At 69.0% G+C, this 14,275-nt stretch carries 13 protein-coding genes and 1 tRNA gene; 9 read left to right on the top strand and 5 right to left on the bottom strand.

The window, feature by feature from the left end; translation table 11 throughout:
• The first annotated feature begins 47 nt into the window (after positions 1 to 47).
• Positions 48 to 124, top strand: a tRNA-Arg gene (locus J2P76_RS10210).
• 67 nt (positions 125 to 191) lie between these two features.
• Here the strand turns inward: J2P76_RS10210 and J2P76_RS10215 are convergent.
• A complete protein-coding gene (locus J2P76_RS10215; RefSeq protein WP_207406899.1) occupies positions 192 to 1,202 on the bottom strand; it encodes a zinc-binding alcohol dehydrogenase family protein in 1,011 nt (336 codons plus the stop codon).
• Between the two features lie 131 nt (positions 1,203 to 1,333).
• Here J2P76_RS10215 and J2P76_RS10220 point away from each other — a divergent pair, with 131 nt between their 5' ends.
• On the top strand, positions 1,334 to 2,215 hold the full coding sequence (locus J2P76_RS10220; protein WP_207406901.1) for a LysR family transcriptional regulator: 882 nt from the start codon (positions 1,334 to 1,336) through the stop codon (positions 2,213 to 2,215).
• A gap of 3 nt (positions 2,216 to 2,218) precedes the next feature.
• Here J2P76_RS10220 and J2P76_RS10225 read toward each other — a convergent pair whose 3' ends face one another.
• Both J2P76_RS10225 and J2P76_RS10230 read right to left on the bottom strand, forming a co-directional pair.
• A complete protein-coding gene (locus J2P76_RS10225; protein ID WP_207406903.1) occupies positions 2,219 to 3,448 on the bottom strand; it encodes a CaiB/BaiF CoA transferase family protein in 1,230 nt (409 codons plus the stop codon).
• A gap of 16 nt (positions 3,449 to 3,464) precedes the next feature.
• Positions 3,465 to 4,436 (bottom strand): Bug family tripartite tricarboxylate transporter substrate binding protein, encoded by a 972-nt coding sequence (locus J2P76_RS10230; RefSeq protein ID WP_207406905.1) that lies wholly within the window; start codon positions 4,434 to 4,436, stop codon positions 3,465 to 3,467.
• A gap of 160 nt (positions 4,437 to 4,596) precedes the next feature.
• On the opposite strand from J2P76_RS10230, the gene J2P76_RS10235 reads away from it, so the two are divergent.
• The 7 genes from J2P76_RS10235 to J2P76_RS10265 all read left to right on the top strand — a co-directional run bounded on the left by J2P76_RS10235 (position 4,597) and on the right by J2P76_RS10265 (position 11,610).
• Positions 4,597 to 5,373, top strand: a complete 777-nt coding sequence (locus J2P76_RS10235) for an enoyl-CoA hydratase/isomerase family protein (protein WP_207406907.1) — start codon at positions 4,597 to 4,599, stop codon at positions 5,371 to 5,373.
• The gene (locus J2P76_RS10240; protein ID WP_207406909.1) at positions 5,363 to 6,988 is read left to right on the top strand and encodes an AMP-binding protein; all 1,626 of its coding nucleotides are present in this window, start codon (positions 5,363 to 5,365) and stop codon (positions 6,986 to 6,988) included. Before J2P76_RS10235 ends, J2P76_RS10240 begins: the two co-directional genes overlap by 11 nt.
• A complete protein-coding gene (locus tag J2P76_RS10245) occupies positions 6,985 to 7,926 on the top strand; it encodes a hydroxymethylglutaryl-CoA lyase (RefSeq protein WP_207406911.1) in 942 nt (313 codons plus the stop codon). Before J2P76_RS10240 ends, J2P76_RS10245 begins: the two co-directional genes overlap by 4 nt.
• An 85-nt stretch (positions 7,927 to 8,011) precedes the next feature.
• Positions 8,012 to 8,554, top strand: a complete 543-nt coding sequence (locus J2P76_RS10250; protein WP_207406913.1) for a MarR family winged helix-turn-helix transcriptional regulator — start codon at positions 8,012 to 8,014, stop codon at positions 8,552 to 8,554.
• A 93-nt stretch (positions 8,555 to 8,647) separates the two neighbouring features.
• Positions 8,648 to 9,382 (top strand): enoyl-CoA hydratase/isomerase family protein, encoded by a 735-nt coding sequence (locus J2P76_RS10255; protein ID WP_207406915.1) that lies wholly within the window; start codon positions 8,648 to 8,650, stop codon positions 9,380 to 9,382.
• Positions 9,379 to 10,575, top strand: a complete 1,197-nt coding sequence (locus J2P76_RS10260; RefSeq protein WP_207406917.1) for a CaiB/BaiF CoA transferase family protein — start codon at positions 9,379 to 9,381, stop codon at positions 10,573 to 10,575. Before J2P76_RS10255 ends, J2P76_RS10260 begins: the two co-directional genes overlap by 4 nt.
• 66 nt (positions 10,576 to 10,641) lie before the next feature.
• Positions 10,642 to 11,610, top strand: coding sequence for a tripartite tricarboxylate transporter substrate binding protein (locus J2P76_RS10265; RefSeq protein WP_207406919.1), 969 nt, complete (start codon positions 10,642 to 10,644; stop codon positions 11,608 to 11,610).
• 36 nt (positions 11,611 to 11,646) lie between these two features.
• Here J2P76_RS10265 and J2P76_RS10270 read toward each other — a convergent pair whose 3' ends face one another.
• Together J2P76_RS10270 and J2P76_RS10275 are read right to left on the bottom strand one after the other, a co-directional pair.
• Positions 11,647 to 12,603 carry an NAD(P)H-dependent flavin oxidoreductase gene (locus J2P76_RS10270; RefSeq protein ID WP_207406927.1) on the bottom strand — a complete coding sequence of 319 codons (957 nt, stop codon included), beginning with the start codon at positions 12,601 to 12,603 and terminating at the stop codon, positions 11,647 to 11,649.
• A gap of 538 nt (positions 12,604 to 13,141) precedes the next feature.
• Positions 13,142 to 14,254, bottom strand: coding sequence for an alkene reductase (locus J2P76_RS10275; protein ID WP_207409167.1), 1,113 nt, complete (start codon positions 14,252 to 14,254; stop codon positions 13,142 to 13,144).
• Between the last annotated feature and the right edge of the window lie 21 nt (positions 14,255 to 14,275).

A 14,275-nucleotide genomic window follows, 5' to 3' on the forward strand; every position in this document is an offset into this window, starting at 1 on the left:
CAATTTGCCGGCCTGGCCAATAAGATGTTATAGTCTTTGTCTTTACAGCGCCCGTAGCTCAGTTGGATAGAGTACTTGGCTACGAACCAAGGGGTCGTGGGTTCGAATCCTGCCGGGCGCGCCAAATTTAAAAGGGTCTCGCACTGCGAGGCCCTTTTTCTTTGCGCCGCTGGCGGCGCGTGCCTTGGGGCCTAGAACCCTTCCACCACGATCTTGCCTCTGGCCGCGCCGGTTTCCACGCGCCGGTGCGCCTCGCGCATGTTGGCGGCGTTGATCGGCGCCAGCACTTCGGCCAGCGTGGTGCGGATGCGGCCCGCGTCGATTTCATCGGCCACGAACGACAGCAGGCGGTGCTGCTCGATCATGTCGGGAGTCTGGTGCATGGCGCGGGCGAACATGAATTCCCAGTGGAAGCTGGCCGACTTGGTCTTCATGCCGGCCATGGGCATGGGCAGGTCGGTGTTGTCGATCGATACGATGGCCCCTTGGGGGCGCACCAGTTCCACCGCGGCGTTCCAGTGGCGCATGTCGTTGAAAATGGCCACATAATCCACGTGCGCGAAACCCGCCGCGCGCACTTGCGGCGCCAGGTCCTGGCGGTGGTTCACGACGTGGTCGGCCCCCAGTTCCTTGACCCATGCGATGGTTTCGGGACGGGATGCGGTGGCGATGACTGTCAGTCCGGCGCGCTTGGCGAGCTGGATGCCGATGGACCCGACGCCGCCCGCGCCGCCCACGATCAGGATGGATCGGCCCGGGTCGGCGCCGTCGCGGTCGATGCGCAGCCGGTCGAAGAAGGCTTCGTAGGCGGTAATGGTGGTGAGCGGCAGCGCGGCGGCCTCCGTGTGCGACAGCGTGCGGGGTTTGCGGCCGACGATGCGTTCGTCGACCAGGTGGAATTCCTGGTTGGTGCCGGCGCGGGTGATGTCGCCGGCGTAATAGACCTCATCGCCCGTCTTGAACAGCGTCGCCTGCGGCCCCACTGCCTCGACAACGCCGCTGGCGTCGTAGCCGATGACGCGCGGGGCGGCTTCCACCTTGTCTTTGGGGGCGCGCACCTTCACATCCACCGGGTTGACGGCCACGGCCTTCACGGCCACCAGGATGTCGCGGCCCTGCGGCGCCGGCTTGGGCAGGTCGACGTCCAGGAAGGCGTCGGGGTCGGACACCGGCAGGTAGCGGGTCAGGGCAACGGCTTTCATGATTTAGTCCTTTAAAAAAGAGAGCGGGCGGCCTGGCGGCAGGCCGGCTGTATATGCCTGCCAATGTAGTGTTTGCGGTTCTTCTTGATAATTACCTAGAATTAAAAATCTTATTTCGGAATAACCGAATAATGGTCCTGGAAAACCTGGCGCTGTTCCTGCGCATTGCCGAAAAGGGCGGCATGGCGGCGGCCGGCCGCGAACTGGGCCTGTCGCCCGCTTCGGTTTCCGAGCGCCTGGCCGCCCTGGAAAAATACTACGGCGCCACCTTGCTGGCACGCACCACGCGCGCCATCAGCCTGACCGAGGCCGGGCGGCAACTGGCCGAGGGCGCGCGCCGCCTGCTGGCCGAGGCCGACGAACTGGAAGCCCGCGTCAAACTGGGCGCGCAGACGATTTCCGGCCCAATCCGCTTCAGCGCGCCCGAAGACCTGGGCCGGCGCCGCATTGTGCCCGTCGTCGATGCTTTCCTGGACGAACATGCGGGGGTCAGCATCGATTTGAACCTGACCGACGGCAATGTCGACTTGGTGGCACAGGGGTTGGACTTCGCTATACGCCACGGCACGCTGGCCGACAGTTCGCTGCGAGCCCGGCCACTGGGCAGCAACCGGCGCGTGGTGTGCGCCTCGCCCGCCTATCTGGCCAGGCATGGCGCGCCGCGGCATCCCGACGAGCTGGCGGACCACGATTGCATCGTCATGCGCTTTGGCCAGGACCTGGACCGCGAATGGCTGTTTCAGGTGGATGGCCGGCCGCACAAGGTGCTGGTGCGCGGCCGGCGCGTGGCCAACGATGGCGGTCTGGTGCGGCAATGGGCCTGCCAGGGGCGCGGCATTGCGCTGAAATCGATCCGCGACATCGACGCCGACCTGGCCTCGGGCGCGCTGGCCGAGGTGCTGCGCGACTATTCCATCGGCGCCACGGCGCTGCAGATCGTCTATCCACCCAGCACGGTACAGCCGCGGCGCGTGCGCATGCTGATGGACCGCATCGCGGCGGCACTGGCTTAGAGGCTATTCATTCTGCGGCGCGCAGGCCTCGCCGCGCTCCAGCATGGCCTGGATGCGGGCGTCGTCGTAGCCGAGTTCGCGCAGAATGCCGCGCGTCTGTTCGCCGATGCGCGGGGCATGATGGCGCAGCGCGGGGGCGTAGCCTGTCATCGACACTGGCACATTGATGTGCCTGACCGTGCCTTGCGTCGGGTGCCGCACTTGCTGCACCAGGCCTACCGCGCCCACGTGCGGGTCGTCGAGCAGGCTGTCGATGGTGTGGCAGGGCATGGCGGGGATGTCGTGGCGGGCCAGCACGGCCTGCCAGTGGGCGGTGTCGCGCCGGGCGATTTCATCGGCGCGGATCTGGAAGAACTCGGCGATATGGTCGATGCGGCTGACCGCCGTATTGAAGCGGCTGTCGGCCTTCAGTTCGGGCCGGCCCAGGGCGTCGAACAGGGCCATGACCTGGGCGTCGGTATTGGTGGTGATGCAGATATAGCCGTCGAGCGTCTTTACCGGCCGCGCGTTGGGGTCGAGCAGGCGCCGGTCGCCGCTGCCGCCGATGGGCGGCTCGAAGGTCGCGCCGTACATATGTTCGCTGAGCAGCAGCGCCGCGTAGCTTTCGAACATGGGCACTTCGATCTGGCGCGCCTGGCGCCGGCGGCCCTGCGCGAGCAGGGCCACCAGGATGGCGTTGGCCACCATCAGGGCGGCGCTGCGGTCCACCACGACATACGGCACATAGCGCGGGGCGCCTTCGGTGGCGGCGAACAGGCTGGCCAGGCCGGTGCCGCCCTGCAGGATCGAGTCGTAGGCAGGCCGGTCGGCATAGGGGCCGGCCGAGCCGAAGCCGACGATATTGCAGTAGACGATGTGCGGGTTCACGGCGCGCAGGTCGTCGAAGCCGAGCCCCAGTTTGCGGATGGCCGCCGAACGCATGTTGTGCACGAACACATCGCAGCGCCGCGCCAGTTCCAGCGCGGCTTCGCGGGCCGCGGCCGTCTTCAGGTCGAGCGCGATGCTGCGTTTGTTGCGGTTCATGTGCATGAACTTGCCCGACATGCCGGGCGTGGGCGAACGGCCCGAGATCCAGCGGATGATGTCGCCGGACGGCTGTTCCAGCTTGGTGACGTCGGCGCCATAGTCGGCCAGCACCTGGGTCGCGTACGGGCCGACCACGGCCGAGCTCAGGTCCAGGATGCGCCAGCCGGCCAGGGGCAGGGTAGCGGCGGGGTCAGTGGAGCGGGTCATGGGGCAGGCGGCGGAATCAGTCCAGGCGGACGCCGGTGGCATCGATCAGCGCCTTGTACTGCCGGGTTTCCCGCGCGACCAGCGCGGCCAGGTCAGCCGGCGAGCCGCCCAGCGCGATGTTGCCGCTCTGGCGGAAGCTGTCGAGCAGCTCGGGGTCTTGCAGGGCCTGCGCCATGGCGGTGTTCAGCCGGCGCACGATGGCCGGGTCGAGCTGGCGCGGGCCGAACACGGCGAACCAGTTGCTGGCCTCGAAACCCGGCATGCCGGCCTCGGCGAAGGTGGGCACCTGGGGCAGCATGGCTTCGCGGCGCGCGCCGGTGGTGCCGAAGCTGGCCGCCTTGCGGGTCTTGACCTGCTGCATCACGGTGGGCACCGAATCGAACAGCAAATCAATGGTGCCGCCCAGCAGGTCGTTCAGCGCGCCGGCGGTACCCTTATAGGGCACGTGACGCAGCTCGATGCCGCTGCGCGACAGGAACGACAGGGCCACCAGGTGCGTGTTCGAGCCGACGCCGGCCGATCCGATGGTCAGCTGGCCGGGGTGCGATTTGGCGTAGGAGACAAGGTCCTGCAGGGTGGCCACGGGCAGGCCGGGGCGCCCCAGCAGCACATAATCGAAGCGCGAGACCGCGCCGATGGGCGTGAAATCGTTGACCGGGTCGTAGCCCACGTCGCGGCGCAGGTACGGGTTGATGACAAAGGCCGCCGCGCTGCCCAGCAGCAGCGTATAGCCGTCGGCCGGCTCGGCCGCCACGGCGCGGGTGGCGATCATGCCGCCCGCGCCCGGGCGGTTCTCGACCACCACCGTCTGCCCCAGCTGCTTGCCCAGCGCGCGCGCCAGGATGCGCGCCACCAGGTCGCTGCCGCCGCCGGGCGAGAAGCCCACCATCAGCCGCACCGGGCGGTCGGGGTAGGCCTGGGCGTGGGCATATGGCAGCACGGCGGCTTGAATGCAGAGCGCGACGAGCGCGCGGCGCAGCAGTTTCATGGCGGCTTGGGGCAGGGGTGGGCAATTGATTGATATCATCAACTAAAAAGTTGATTTATGCAACTTTGTGACGTCGAATCGTCATGCGGGAATATAGTAGATTTAATCAACTAATTACCGTATAGTGATGTTCAGCAATTCCGCCATTGCAGGAGCCTGAATGAGCGCGGTATACGAAACCCTTGCCCTGGACATCGACTCGCATGTCGCCACCCTGACGCTGAACCGGCCCGACAGCCGCAATGCGCTGAGCCTGCGCATGTGCCACGAGCTGGTGTCCGTGCTGTCGGCGCTGGCCGCCGACGAACGCGCGCACGTAGTCGTGGTGCGCGGCGCCGGCCCGGTGTTCTGCGCCGGTGCCGACCTGAAAGAACGAAAGACCATGTCCGACCAGGACATGACGGCGCGCCGCGTGGCGGGCTTCGCCGCTTATGCCGCCATCGAGCGGCTGCCGCAGCCCGCGATTGCCGTGGTGCATGGCGCGGCCTTCGGCTCGGGCTGCGAGATCGCCGGCGCCTGCGATTTCATCCTGGCCGCCGAAGGCACGCAGTTCTGCTACCCCGAAGTGGGCTGGGGCACCATCGGCGCCACCCAGCGGTTGCCCCGCGCGGTGGGTCCGCGCATGGCCAAGGAACTGCTGTTCACCGGACGCAAGTTCGATGCGCGCGAGGCGCGCGAAATCGGCCTGGTGAATCATGTGTATGCGGCCGCGGAGCTCGATGCCCAGGCCGCCGCGATGGCGGCGCGCATCGCACAGGCCACGCCGCTGACGGTGCGGCTGACCAAGCGCAGCGTCGACCAGGGCCTGGCCACCACGCGCGAAGGCGCCATGGCGGTGGAGCTGCTGGCTATCGACGAAAACCTGCGCGGCACCGACTGGAAGGGCGCGCTGTCCGGCTTCGGCGGCGCACGCGCGGAGGCCCGGGATGCTGGCTGAGCCCACCACCCTGCCGCGCCGGCTGGCGCGCACCGTGGCCGAACGCGGGCCGCGGGAAGCCTTCGTGGGGCCCGACGGCCGCTATAGCTGGCAAGACCTGGCCGGCCAGGCGCGTGCCATCGCCGCCGCCCTGCATGCGCAAGGGGTGCGGCGCGGCGACCATGTCGGCGTCATGCTGGGCAACAGCGCGCTGTGGATCCAGGTGTTCTATGCGTGCGCCAGCCTGGGCGCGGTCACGGTACCCGTCAATACGCGCTTCAAAAGCGAAGAACTGCGCTTCTGCCTGAAGCAGGCCGACATCAGCCTGCTGATCATGGCCGACGAATTCCTGGGCATCGATTTCATCGGCCTGCTGCGGCAGGTCGAGCCGGCCATCGACGCGGGGCTGCCGGGCGCCGAACTGCCTAAGCTGCGGCAGGTTGTGGTGGCCGGGCGCCAGGTGCCCGGCGGGGCCCTGGGCTACGACAGCTTCATCAGCCAGGGCGCGTCGGTGCGCGGCGCCGAACTGGATGGCCTGGCCGCCCAAGTGGCGCCCGACGACGTGCTGCTGATTCAGTACACCTCGGGCACGACCTCGTTTCCCAAGGGCGTGATGCTGACCCACGCCAATATGCTGACCAATGCCTGGGCCGCGGCGCAGCGCATCGGCGTGACGCCCGCCGACCGCTATTTCAGCATCCGGCCGTATTTCCATGTGGCCGGCACCACGCTGTCCATTCTGGTCAGTCTGGTCACCGGCTGCTGCCTGTTGACGCTGCCGCGCTTCGACGTGGCCGAAGCCCTGCGCATCCTGGACACTGAACGCTGCACGCTGACCTCGGGCAACGACACCATCTTCCTGATGCTGATGGGCCATCCCGATTTCGACCCGGCGCGGCTGCATCTGCGCGGCGGCTGGGCGGCGGCGGGGCCCGAAGTCATGCAGAAAATCCGCGACGTGATGGGCGTGCCGTCCATCTGCAATGCCTATGGCCAGTCCGAGGCCTCGCCCAATGTGATCATGTCGGCCCATGACGATGATTTCGCCTTGCGCGCCATGGGCTGGGCCCTGCCGCATCCCGGCATGCAGGTGCGCATCATCGACCCGGCCACCGGCGCGCCGCTGCCGCCGGGCCGGCGCGGCGAAATCCAGGCCAAGGGCTGGAGCATCATGAAGGGCTACTACAACATGCCCGACGCCACCGCGCGCGCGCTCAGCGCCGACGGCTGGCTCAGCACCGGCGACCTGGGCGAAATGGACGGCGACGGCCGCCTGCGCATGGTGGGGCGCCTGAAAGACATGTTTCGGGTCGGCGGCGAGAACGTCGCGCCGCTGGAAATCGAAGAAGTGCTGCACGCCCATCCCGCCGTGCAGCTGGCCCAGGTGGTGGGCGTGCCCGACGCGCGGCTGGGCGAGGTGCCGGCCGCCTTCGTGCTGCTGAAAGAAGGGCATGCCGCCGGGCCCGACGAGCTGCTTGCGTGGTGCAAGGCGCGCTGCGCCAATTTCAAGGTGCCGCGCTACCTCGACGTGGTCGATACGTTCGAGCACATCGGCATGACCGGCAGTTCCAAGGTGCAGAAGAACAAGCTGCGCGACTATGCCCTGCGGCGGTTCGCCCTGGAGCAGCAACCATGATGCGCGACGTGATTCTGTGCGAATGCTTCGCGCGCGACGGCCTGCAGCACGAAGCGCGGTTCATCGCCACGCCGGCCAAGGCCGGCCTGATACAGCGCTTCGCCGAACTGGGATTCGAGCGGATCGAGGCGACGTCGTATTCGAATCCCAGCGTGGTGCCGCAGTTCGCCGACGCCAGCGAGCTGCTGGCCGGCCTGCCGCGGCGCGAAGGCGTCTGGTACAAGGCCACCTGCGCCAACGTGCGCGCGGTAGAGCGGGCGCTGCACGACCTGGAGGCCGGTTTCGGGGCCAACGAGATCAGCCTGCTGGTCTCGGCCAGCGAGGCGCATTCACAGCGCAACCTGAAGCGTTCCCGGCGCGACCAGTGGGACAACATCGCCGCCATGGCGCGGCGGGCCGCCGGCCGGTTCCGCATGGTGGGCACGATTTCGGTGGCGTTCGGCTGCCCCTTCGAAGGGGCGGTGGACGCCGCCGGCGTGCTGGACGATGCCCGCCGCTTTGCCGAGCTGGGCGTCGAGATCGTGACGCTGGGCGACACCACCGGCATGGCGGCGCCGCCGGCGGTGCGCGACCTGTACCGCGCGCTGCAGCGGGAATTCCCGCAACTGGCGCTGGTGGCGCACTTTCACGATACGCGCGGCACCGGGCTGGTCAATTACGTGGCCGCACTGGAAGCGGGCGTGCGCTATTTCGACAGCGCCTTCGGCGGCGTGGGCGGGCATCCCGACAAGGTCAAGTACGGCGGCGGGCACACCGGCAATGTCGCCACCGAAGACCTGGTCAGCCTGTTCGAGTCGATGGGGGTGCGCACCGGGCTGGACCTGGCCGCGCTGCCGGCGGTGTCGCGGCTGTGCCAGGACACCCTGGGCCGCGAGCTGCACAGCCGCGTGGCGGCCGCCGGCCTGAATCCGCTGGCCGGCGGGGGCGGGGCGCCATGAGCCGGCCCGTGCCGGTTGTATATCATGTGCGCGTTGGCGCGCGGCTGGTCCGCCGCGCGCGCTTTCAGTCCGGAAACTAGACACTATGGCCACTCGACCCGCACGCAAGACTGCCACCGCCGCCGCCACGCGCGCCGCGCCGGGCGAACTGAAAGACCTGTTTTCGTACCGGCTCAACCGGCTGGCGCACGTGTCCAGCCGCATTGCCGCCGGCCTGAACGAAAGCCGCTATGGCGTGGGCCCGCGCGAATGGCGCATTGTGGCCTTGCTGGGCGCGGCGGCGCCGATGTCGCTGAACGCCCTGGCGCGCGAATCCAACATCGACAAAAGCCAGGCCAGCCGCACCGTGTCGGAACTGATCGACAAGAAACTGATCCGCCGCAGCGCCGACGCGGAAGACGGGCGCGGCATCAGCCTGGACCTGACCGCGGCCGGCCGGCGCCTGTACCAGGAGATGTTCCCGGCGGCGGTGGCCCGCAACGAATCGCTGCTGCAAGTGCTGACCGCGGCCGAGCGCGACACGCTGGAGCGTGCGCTGGACAAGCTGACCGTGCGCGCGCTCGATATGTTCCACGACCTGAAGAGCGAAATACCGACCCGGCGCGGCCGCAACGCGGGCCCGCGCTAGGGGCGGCGCGCCCTGGCGGCACGGGCGCGCCCATATAGTTGATTTAGACAATTACTTGGCGTCCGCGCGCGGGCGCCGCAACAAGGAAGCGCCATGACCGAACTGCAGATCGAAGACCTGGATACTGTGCGCGTGTTGCGCATGAACCGCCCCGACAAGCACAATGCGCTGAACACCACATTGACGCAGGCCCTGCTGGACGCCCTGCACGACGCCGACCGCGACAGCGCGGTACGCGCCATGGTGCTGGCAGGCAACGGCAAGTCGTTCTGCGCCGGCGCGGACACCAGGGAATTCGCCGGCCTTACGGCGCAACATGCCGACGCGGTGCTGCAGCGCGCGGAACTGACCACGGCGCTGCACCTGGCGTTCTCGCGCATCGGCAAGCCGGTGGTGTCGGCCGTGCAGGGCAATGCGCTGGGCGGCGGCGCAGGCCTGGCGCTGGCCTGCGACATGGCCGTCATGGCCGAAGACGTGCGCTTCGGCTACCCCGAGCTGCGCCACGGCATCGTGGCGGCGGTGGTGATGGCCAACCTGGTGCGCCAAGTGGGACGCAAGCAGGCTTTCGAGCTGGTGGCCATGGCCGAGCCCATCGACGGCGCGCGCGCCCTGGCGCTGGGGCTGGCCAATCGCGTGGCGCCGGCCGGCCAGGTGCTGGACACAGCACTGGAGCTGGCCCGGCGCATGGCCGGCTGGGAGCCGGCCGCCATGAAGCTGACCAAGCGTTCGTTCCACCGGTCGGCCGACCTGGCGCTGGCCGAGGCGCTGGCGGTGGGCCGCGACGCCAACGCCATCATGCGCAGCTTTGGCGGCGGAGGCGGGCAATGAGACCCCTGGACGGCGTCACCATCCTGGACCTGTCGCGTGTGCTGGCCTGCCCGTTCGCCTCGATGATCCTGGCCGAGCTGGGCGCCACTGTGATCAAGGTCGAGCAGCCCGGCGGCGGCGACGAGACGCGCGGCTTCGAGCCGCGCGTGCAGGGGCCGCACGGCACCGAATCGGCCTACTACCTGGCTTTCAACCGCAGCAAGCAATCCATCACGGCCAACTTCCGGCATCCCGAAGGGCAGGCCCTGATCCGCCGCCTGGCCGAGCAGGCCGACGTGGTGGTCGAGAATTTTCCGGTGGGCACGCTGCAAAAGTACGGGCTCGACCGCGAGCACATCGCGCCGGGCAACCCCGACCTGGTGTATTGCTCGTGCACCGGCTTCGGGCTGACCGGGCCTTATTCGGGGCGCAAGGGCTACGACACGGTGTTCCAGGCCATGGGCGGCATCATGAGCCTGACCGGCGAGCGCGGCGGCGGCCCGGTCAAGCCCGGCCTGCCGGTGGCCGACCTGACATCGGGGTTGTGGGTGGCCATCGGCATCCTGGCCGCGTTGATGGGGCGCGAACGCAGCGGCCGCGGATGCCATCTGGATTTCTCGATGCTCGACGGCCAGGTGGGGTTGCTGTCGCTGGCCGCCGCGCGCTATTTCGCCCTGGGCGAGGTGCCGCCGCGCCTGGGCACCGAACATCCCGGGCGGGTGCCGTCGGCGGCGTTCGAGTGCCGCGACGGCAAATGGGTGCAGATCACCGGCAGCGACCAGCACTGGAAACCCTTGTGCGAACTGCTGCAACTGCCCGCCTGGCGCGACGATCCGGCGCTGGCGCGCAATGCCGAGCGCGTGGCGCGCCGCGACGAAATCATGCGGGGGCTGCAGGCGGCCATCCGCCGGTTCGACCGCGATGACCTGTGCGCGCGCTGCGACGCGGCCGGCGTGCCGGCCGGGCCGATATTGTCGGTGGACGAGATCCTGGCCGATGCCCACGTGCGCGCGCGGGGCATGGTCGGCGAATACGAGCATCCCCAGCTGGGGCGGTTCGGGGCCGTGCCGGTGCCGTTCAAGTTCGACGGCTACGACGACCCCAGCCTGGGCCGGCCGCCGCTGCTGGGAGAGCACACGCGGCAAGTGCTGGTTGAACGCCTGGGGCTGGATGACCAGGCGATAGCCGCCCTGCGCGAACAAGGCGCGATATGACCGTACGCCCCGGGGCCGCCGGCCCCGGGGCGGCGCATTTCAGCAAAACACACCAGGAGACAAGACATGCAAGCGATCCGGAAGTTCATGGTGGGCGCCGCGGCGGCCACGCTGTGCGCCACCGCCCTGGCGGCGCAGCCGTATCCGTCCCGGCCGATTACGCTGGTCAACCCCTATGCCGCGGGCGGTCCGGCCGATACGCTGGGCCGCGCCCTGGCGCGCGAACTGGAAAAGCAGCTGGGCCAGCCCGTGGTGGTGGAAAACAAGGCCGGCGGCGGCGCATCCATCGGCACGCAGATCGTGGCGCGCGCCCAGCCCGACGGCTACACGCTGCTGCTGGGCACCGCGGCCGCCCATATCGTCACGCCCCTGATGCAGCACACGCAGTATGACGGCGTCAAGGATTTCCGCTTTATCGGCATCGTGGGCAACCAGCCCAACATGCTGGTGGTGAATCCCAAGCTGGGCGTGAAATCGGTGGGCGAGCTGATCGCGCTGGCGCGCAAAGAGCCCGGCAAGCTGAACTATGGATCGGCGGGGCCGGGCAGTTCGCCGCACCTGGGCGCCGAGCTGTTCCGCCAGCGCGCCGGTATCGAGCTGGTGCACATTCCGTACAAGGGCGCCGCGCCGGCCATCAACGACCTGGTGGGCGGGCAGGTGGATATGGCCGTGCTGAACCTGGCGGCCAGCCTGCAGTTCATCAAGGACGGCCGCCTGGTGGCGTTGGCCTATGCCGCCAAAGACCGCTCGCCGCTGCTGCCCGACGTGCCCACGCTGGCGCAGGCCGGCATCAAGGGGGCCGAGTCGGCCTCGTGGTACAGCCTGGCGGCGCCGGCCGGCACGCCGGACGCGCTTGTCGACCGCTTGAACAAGGCCGTCAATGCGGTGAACCAGGATCCGGCCTACCGCAAGCAGATGGCCTCTCAGGGGGTGGAGCTGTGGAGCATGACGCCGCAGCAGGCGGCTGATTTCGTGCGCAAAGACCAGCAGGTGCTGACCGGGCTGGTGAAGGGCGCGGGGCTGGTCAAGCAGTAATGCGAGCGGGCCGGCGCGCGGCCGGCCCCGGGGCCATCAGGCCGCCAGCAGGTCCGAGCCGCGCGCCAGGGCCTGGCGCGCGTCGCGCACCAGCTCGGCCACCACGTCGCCGGCCGGCTGCAGGGCATCGATCAGGCCGGCGCTCTGGCCGGCTTCGACCTTGCCCTGTTCAACGTCGCCATCTTTGGCGGATTGCTTGAGCGACCGTGCGGCGAACAGGGCGTCGAGTTCGGCGTCGGCCGCGCCGGCGCGTTCGGCGGCGGCGTATTCGCGGGCGTAGGCATTGCGCAGCATGCGTACCGGCGAGCGGCCCCGCCCGACCAGGGTGGTGTCGGCCACGCCGGCCGCCAGCACGGCTTGCTTGTAGGCGGCGTGCAGGCCGGATTCGGGGGTAAGCAGGAAGCGCGTGCCCAGCTGTGCGCCGTCGGCCCCCAGGCACAATGCCGCGGCCACACCCGCGCCGTCGGCAATGCCGCCGGCCACGGCGAACGGAATCTCGATGGCGCGGGCCACCGCGCGGGCCAGCACCAGCGTGCCGATTTCGTCGGGCCCGGGATGTCCGCCGGCCTCCAGGCCGACGGCGATGACCGCGTCCACGCCGGTCGCCTGCGCCTTGCGGGCGTGCATCGGGCTGGCCACCACCTGCAGCCACTTGATGCCCGCGTCGCGCGCGCGGCCCAGGTGTTTTTGCGGGCCGCCCTGCGAAGCGATGATGACGGGCACGCGCTCGGCCACGGCGATGTCCATGTGTTCTTGCGCCCGCTTGTTGTACAGCGGGATGTTGACTGCGAACGGCGCGTCGGTGCCGGCCCGCACGGCCTGGATGGCCGCCAGCAGGTCTTGCGGGTACATGGGGCCGGATGCGATGGTGCCCAGCCCGCCGGCGCGCGATACCGCCAGGGCCAGCGCGGCATTCGACGAGGCCCAGCTCATGCCGCCCTGGATGATGGGGTAGCGCAGGCCGAGCAGGCGGGTCAGGCGGGTCTGGAGCATGGCGGGACGTGTATCCGATGAACGATCGAGGCTGCCATTCTTGCCGATATCGTTGATTTTAGCAACTATATTGGCGAGCGGCCGCGCGCCGTGTCCGCCTTGTCAGATGTCTGACTCCGCAGGTGTCAGATATCGAAATGTGCCACGATGGAGCCGGCTTTGGGGGGCTGAGGTTTGCGTTCCTGGCCCGTCCCGCGTCGTCCGGTCGGGCGGTGTCGGCGCACGTGCGTCGGGCTCGGGCGCATGCAGGCGCCCTCGGCCTGCTGCGCAGGCTGCCCCGCCGCCCAACGCGCCGACACCGCCCGACCGGACGCCGCGGGACTCGATCAGTGAATTCGAACCGCCGCATAGCGCCCATCCCGCAGGAGGGGGGAGGGCCAGCAGCCAGGTGTCTGACTCCGCAGGTGTCAGACACCGAAGCGGGCAGCGATTGTCTCAATAGCACGGTGTCTGGCACCCGAGGAGCCAGACACCTGGGCATGCCAATAGCACGGTGTCCGGCACCTGCGGAGCCGGATACCTGGGCTTCACTTCAGGATCAGGCCAGCGCCGGATAGTCGATATAACCCTGCGCGCCGCCGCCGTAGAACGTGGCCTTGTCGGGTTCGTTCAGCGGCGCCTGTTCGCGCAGGCGGCGCACCAGGTCGGGGTTGGCGATGAACGGCTTGCCGAAGGCGATCAGGTCGGCCTGGCCGGTTTCGACGGCGCGTTCGGCCAGGCTGGCGTCGTAGTCGTTATTGGCCATCCAGGCGCCTTTGCCGCCGGCCTGGTGGTAGGCGTCGCGCAGGGCGGCGTAGTCGAACGGCTGCTCGCCCTGCTGGAAGTCGCGCGGGCCGCCGGTGGCGCCTTCGATGACGTGCACGTAGGCCAGGCCGTAGCCGGCCAGCTTGCGCACCGCGTAGTCGAACAGCGGCTGGGGCTGCGGATCGCTGGCGTCGTTGGCGGGCGTGACGGGCGAGATGCGGATGCCGGTGCGGCCTGCGCCGATTTCGCCGGTGACCGCGTCCATGACCTGCACCAGCAGGCGGGCGCGGTTTTCGATGCTGCCGCCGTAGGCGTCGGTGCGCTGGTTGCTGCCCGAGCGCAGGAACTGGTCGATCAGGTAGCCGTTGGCGGCATGGACTTCCACGCCGTCGAAGCCGACTTCGATGGCGGCGCGCGCGGCGCGGCGATAGTCTTCGACGATGCCGGGCAGTTCGTCCAGCCGCAGCGCGCGCGGTTCGGACGTGGGCACGAATTCGCCGGTGCCGTCGGCATGTACCAGATAGGTCTTGGAATTGGCGCGCAGCGCCGAGGGCGCCACCGGCGCGCCGTTATCGGGCTGCAGCGTCGTATGCGAAATGCGGCCCACATGCCACAGCTGCACCACGATCTTGCCGCCGGCCGCGTGCACGGCGTCGACGACGCGCTTCCAGCCCGCCAGTTGCTCGGCCGAATACAGGCCGGGCACCTGGGCATAGCCCTGGCCCTGGTGGGTGATGGCGGTGGCCTCGGTGATGATCAGGCCGGCGCTGGCGCGCTGCGTGTAGTACGTGGCCATCATTTCAGTGGGCACGGCGCCGGGCGCGCGGTTGCGGGTAAGCGGCGCCATGACGACGCGATTGGACAGTTGCAGGTCGCCGGCGGCGATGGGGTCGAATATCGTGGGCATGATGAAGGCGGAGGTGGGGAA

The organism is Bordetella petrii (genome assembly GCF_017356245.1).
In the GTDB taxonomy this organism is placed as follows: Bacteria; Pseudomonadota; Gammaproteobacteria; order Burkholderiales; family Burkholderiaceae_B; genus Bordetella_A; species Bordetella_A petrii_D.

Bases quoted from the DNA above. Each gene is read 5' to 3' on its own strand.
- J2P76_RS10265 (WP_207406919.1), top strand. From the start codon at position 10,642: ATGCAAGCGATCCGGAAGTTCATGGTGGGCGCCGCGGCGGCCACGCTG.
- J2P76_RS10235 (WP_207406907.1), top strand. From the start codon at position 4,597: ATGAGCGCGGTATACGAAACCCTTGCCCTGGACATCGACTCGCATGTC.
- J2P76_RS10270 (WP_207406927.1), bottom strand. From the start codon at position 12,603: ATGCTCCAGACCCGCCTGACCCGCCTGCTCGGCCTGCGCTACCCCATC.
- J2P76_RS10250 (WP_207406913.1), top strand. From the start codon at position 8,012: ATGGCCACTCGACCCGCACGCAAGACTGCCACCGCCGCCGCCACGCGC.
- J2P76_RS10225 (WP_207406903.1), bottom strand. From the start codon at position 3,448: ATGACCCGCTCCACTGACCCCGCCGCTACCCTGCCCCTGGCCGGCTGG.
- J2P76_RS10260 (WP_207406917.1), top strand. From the start codon at position 9,379: ATGAGACCCCTGGACGGCGTCACCATCCTGGACCTGTCGCGTGTGCTG.
- J2P76_RS10255 (WP_207406915.1), top strand. From the start codon at position 8,648: ATGACCGAACTGCAGATCGAAGACCTGGATACTGTGCGCGTGTTGCGC.
- J2P76_RS10245 (WP_207406911.1), top strand. From the start codon at position 6,985: ATGATGCGCGACGTGATTCTGTGCGAATGCTTCGCGCGCGACGGCCTG.
- J2P76_RS10240 (WP_207406909.1), top strand. From the start codon at position 5,363: ATGCTGGCTGAGCCCACCACCCTGCCGCGCCGGCTGGCGCGCACCGTG.
- J2P76_RS10215 (WP_207406899.1), bottom strand. From the start codon at position 1,202: ATGAAAGCCGTTGCCCTGACCCGCTACCTGCCGGTGTCCGACCCCGAC.
- J2P76_RS10220 (WP_207406901.1), top strand. From the start codon at position 1,334: ATGGTCCTGGAAAACCTGGCGCTGTTCCTGCGCATTGCCGAAAAGGGC.
- J2P76_RS10230 (WP_207406905.1), bottom strand. From the start codon at position 4,436: ATGAAACTGCTGCGCCGCGCGCTCGTCGCGCTCTGCATTCAAGCCGCC.
- J2P76_RS10275 (WP_207409167.1), bottom strand. From the start codon at position 14,254: ATGCCCACGATATTCGACCCCATCGCCGCCGGCGACCTGCAACTGTCC.